The 4,508-nt window shown below is 76.7% G+C and carries 3 protein-coding genes; 2 read left to right on the top strand and 1 reads right to left on the bottom strand.

The window, feature by feature from the left end; translation table 11 throughout:
- Both EF918_RS37415 and EF918_RS33000 read left to right on the top strand, forming a co-directional pair.
- On the top strand, positions 1–2,091 hold a 2,091-nt coding region (locus EF918_RS37415), incomplete at its 5' end, for an ATP-binding protein (RefSeq protein ID WP_185922034.1).
- A gap of 90 nt (positions 2,092–2,181) precedes the next feature.
- Positions 2,182–2,682: a hypothetical protein gene (locus EF918_RS33000; protein ID WP_125652578.1), complete on the top strand. Its 501-nt coding sequence runs from the start codon at positions 2,182–2,184 to the stop codon at positions 2,680–2,682.
- A 10-nt stretch (positions 2,683–2,692) separates the two neighbouring features.
- Here EF918_RS33000 and kstD read toward each other — a convergent pair whose 3' ends face one another.
- On the bottom strand, positions 2,693–4,486 hold the full coding sequence (gene kstD / locus EF918_RS32995; RefSeq protein WP_125652577.1) for a 3-oxosteroid 1-dehydrogenase: 1,794 nt from the start codon (positions 4,484–4,486) through the stop codon (positions 2,693–2,695).
- Positions 4,487–4,508: the final 22 nt, after the last annotated feature.

The raw sequence follows: 4,508 nt of genomic DNA, 5'->3' as shown, positions 1-4,508 counted from the left end.
CTGCACGGGCAGGCCGCCGTCGCCGTGGTCGATGCCGGGCTCGGGGCCGGGGCCGCCGCACGCCACCTGCTGGAGACGCACCCCGAGGGCGACCCCTGGGTCGTGCGCACCCTGCGCGAGGCCGCCGACGCCACCGCCCGCCTGCGCACCACCCGCATCCTGGCCCCGGCCCCGCCCGCCGCCGCCACGGCTGCACCCGGGACCGCCGCCGGGGCCCTGGCGGCCCCCGCGGCGGACGGCGCCCCGTTGGAGTTCGTCCATCCGCTGATCGCCACTGCGCTCTACCGGGCCGTGCCCGACGCCGTGCGGGTCGCCCTGCACGGGCAGGCCGCCGTCGCCGTGGTCGATGCCGGGCTCGGGGCCGGGGCCGCCGCACGCCACCTGCTGGAGACGCACCCCGAGGGCGACCCCTGGGTCGTGCGCACCCTGCGCGAGGCCGCCGCCGAGAACCTGCGGGCCGGGGCGCCCGAGGCCGCCCGCCGCCAGCTCGCCCGCGCCCTGCGCGAACCGCCGGCCTTCGACGAGCGGGCCGCCGTCCTCTACGAGCTCGGCTGCGCCTCCCTGCTCACCGAGCCCGCCAACACCGTCAACCACCTGCGCGACGCCCTCGCCGAACCCTTCGACGACCCCGCCCTGCGCCAGGGCATCGTCATCCGGCTCGCGCAGGTCCTCGCGCACACCGACCGGCTGGCCGAGGCCTCGGCCACCCTGGGCGGGGAGATCCCCCACACCCGCGACCCGCGCGCCCGGCTGCGGCTCCAGGCCGAACAGTTCATGTGGGACGCCTTCCGCGCCGACGAACCCGACTCCCCGGCCCGCTCCCGCCGGCTGTCCCGGCTCGCCGACCGCCTCACCGGCCGCGACCTCACCGAGCGCTACGTCATCGGCCTGCGCGCCTGGGACGCCACCTTGCGCGGCGAACCCGTCGACGTGGTCCTGCACCACGCCCGCCGCGCCCTCGGCGACGGGCTGAGCTGGGCCGAGGAGGACCGCGGCTTCGAGGTGCCGGTGCTCGTCGCCCTCACCCACCTCTACGCCGACCGCCCCGGCCGTGCCGAGGAACTCTTCGCGGCGGGCACCGCGGAGTTCGAACGCCAGGGCTGGCGCGGCGCCCACCTCTCCTTCGCCCTCGGCCTGCGCGCCTACATCCGCTTCCGGCGCGGCCGGCTCGCCGAGGCCGAGGAGCTGGCCCGGGCGGGCCTCGGCCTCGCCGAACGCGTGGGCCGGCGCACCCCCGTCCACTGGTACGCCGTCGCCATCCTCATAGAGGTCCTGCTCGCCCGCGGCCGGACCGACGAGGCCTGGGAGCTCGCCCGCGAGCACGGCTACGGCGAGCCGTTCCCGGCGGCCGTGGTCTTCCCCGACTCCCAGACCGTCTACGCCGAACTCCTCCTGGCGCGCGGTGAGCGCAAGGCGGCCGCCGCCGAGCTGGAGGCGGTGGACCGGCGGCTGACCCCGCGCGGCATCCAGAACCCCTCCTGGTGCCCCTGGCGGCTCCACCTGGCCCGCGCGGTGGCCCCGGACGACCCCGAGCGCGCCCGGGCCCTGACCGCCGAGGCGCTCCGCCGGGCCCGCGCCTTCGGCGCGCCCTCCGCCATCGGCCAGGCCCTCCGGTACGCCGCCGAGGTGGCCGCGCCCGCCGACCGGATCCCGCTGCTGGCCGAGTCGGTCCAGCTGCTCTCCGCCTCCCCGGCCGGTCACGAACTGGCCTGCGCGCTCTTCGCGCTCGGCACGGCGCTCGGCGACACCGGGCTGCTGGCCCGGGCGGTCGCGACGGCCCGCGAATGCCGGGCCGACGGCCTGGAGGCGCAGGCCGTCACCGCCCTCCTCCGGCTCGGCGGCACCCCGCCCACCGGCCCGGCGGGCCCCGAAGGGCTGACCGAGGCCGAACGGGCCGTGGCGGAGCAGGCCGTCCGCACCCTCCCCGCCCCGCAGGTCCCGCCGGCCCCACCCGAGCGGCCCGGTCCGCCGGACCACCCGCAGCGCCCCGGCGACGCCCTCCTGTCGGCCGTCTACCGCAAGCTCGGCACCGACCGCGCCGGCCTGGCCGAAGCCCTCGCAGCAGCGGGCGCGGGCTCCGCCCGCCCCTAGGCCGTGGTCCGGCGGACCAGAGCCGGACCGGCCCCGGCGCCCTGGCCGCCCCGGCGCCGGAAACCGAGTGCGGGCACGTACCATGGCCGCATGTCCTTCCTCCGCCGCCACCGCGCCGCCACACCCGCCGGGCCGGACTTCGACGTCCTGGCCATGGACCCGGGGGACTGGCCGGGCAACCTCGGAGCCGGGCTGCTGCCCGCCCCCGACGGCAGCTGCCAGGGTGTCTTCCTCCGCTACGACCTCTTCGGCGGACGCGGCCCCGCGATGATCATCGGCAACCTCCCCGAGGGCTCGCCGGCCCGGGAGCTCACCGACAAGCAGGTTCCCTTCGAGGTGGCCCAGCTGCTGGACGCCCTGGAGAACGACGAGGACGTCGAGGTCACCGGTGTCGAGGACTGCCCCGTGATGCAGGGCGACAACCTCCTCATCGTCCGCAAGATCAAGCTCTCCGAGAGCCGGATCTCCTGCGTGCAGTTCGACCGCAGCGACAACGTGCTCGTCACCATCGCCAGCTGGGACCGGCCGATCACGGACGACCTCTACGCGCTGCTGAAGCCGCTGCCCGCGGAGCTCTTCCAGCAGGGCTGAGCCCGCCCGCTCAGACGCCGGCGGCCACGCCGTCCGCGATGTCCTCGGCCGCCACGTGGCCGAACGTCATCGCGGGCCCGATCGTCGACCCCGCGCCCGCGTAGCTGTGCCCCATCACCGCCGCGCTCGCGTTCCCCGCCGCGTACAGCCCGGGGATCACCGAACCGTCCGGCCGCAGCGCCCGCGCCCGCGCGTCCGTCACGATGCCGCCCTTGGTCCCCAGGTCCCCGGGGACGATCCGGAACGCGTAGAACGGCGGCGCCCAGACCGGTGCCAGGCACGAGTTCGGGGACACCCCCGGGTCCGTGTAGTAGTGGTCGTACGCCGACTCCCCGCGCCGGAAGTCGGGGTCGGAGCCGGCCCACGCCTGCGCGTTGAAACGGTTCAACGTCGCCCGCAGCGCCGCCGCCGGCACCCCCATCCCGCCCGCCAGCGCGTCCCACGTCCACGCCTTCTTCACCGCCCCCGAGGCGTACCACGCGTCCGGGAACACGAACGTCGGCAGCACGTCCTTGAACAGGTACCGGTTGCGGTAGTTCTGGTCGACCACCAGCCACGCCGGGATGTGCGACCCCGTGGCACCCCGGTCCTTCTCGTACATCACGTGCACCACGTCGCTGTACGGCGCCGCCTCGTTCACGAACCGCGCCCCCGCCGCGTTCACCATCAGCCCGCCCGGCAGCGTCCGTTCGGCCAGGCAGAAGTACGGCTCCTCCGGCAGCGGGATCGCCGGACCCCACCAGGCGTCCTCCATCAGGGCGAGCGCCGCCCCCGCCCGCTCCCCGGCCCGGATGCCGTCGCCGGTGTTCTCCTTGGCGCCCACCGTCCACCGTGTCCCGATCGGCTGCTGCTGGTAGCGCGCCCGCATGCCCGCGTCGTGCTCGAACCCGCCGGAGCCGACGATCACCCCCCGCCGGGCCCGTACGACGCCCTGCGTCCCGTCCTTGGCCACCAGGACCCCGGTGACCCGGCCGCCCTCCTGCACCAGGTCCACCAGCGGGCTGTTCAGCCACACCGGGACCCCGGCCCACAGCAGCCCGGCCCGCAGGCCGGCCGCCAGCGCCTGGCCCATGGTCAGCGGCTTCTCCCCGCGCAGGGCCGCCGCGGTGCCCCGCGCCAGGCACTCGGCGGACACCGCCGCCCCCTTGGCGGTCACCGCCGCCAGCGTCAGCCACTTGTAGTCCTGGCTGAACACCACCATCCCGGCCGGCACCGGCATGTACGCCGGGTTGAGCCGGGCCAGTTCGCCGCCCAGCACCCGGCCGTCGAGCTGGTCCGGCTCGATGGAACGCCCGCCCGGCAGACCGCCCGGCAGGTCGGGGTAGTAGTCGCTGTAGCCCGCCATGAAGCGGAACCGCAGCGGGCTGTTGGCCATGACGAAGTCCAGCATCCGGGGCCCGTTCGCCAGGAACGCCGCCTGCCGGGCGGCGGACGAGCCGTCCCCGACCACCGCCGCCAGGTAGGCCGCGGCCTTCTCCGGGGTGTCGGGCACCCCGGCGGCCCGCAGCACGCTGTTGTTCGGCAGCCAGATCCCCGCCCCGGAGCGGGCCGCCGACCCGCCGAAGGTGGGCGCCTTCTCCACCACCACGACGCTCAGCCCCCGCTTGGCCGCGGTCAGCGCGGCCGTCATCCCGGCGGCTCCCGACCCGACGACCACCACGTCGTACTCCCCGAGCACGGCCGGCGCCACCCCTGCCGCCCGGGCGGCGGCCGCCGGCAGTCCCGCGGCGAGCACCCCGGCGCCCGTACCGGCGAGCACGCTCCGACGGGACGGGCGGGCGGAGGGCGAAGGACCTGAGGCCATGGCGGACTCCAAGGGGGAGGGG

Origin of the sequence: Streptomyces sp. WAC06614 (assembly GCF_003949795.1) — a bacterium.
Classification (GTDB): domain Bacteria; phylum Actinomycetota; class Actinomycetes; order Streptomycetales; family Streptomycetaceae; genus Streptomyces.
Note: the sequence above shows the minus strand (reverse complement) of the source record. Positions and strands in the feature narration are given on the sequence as shown.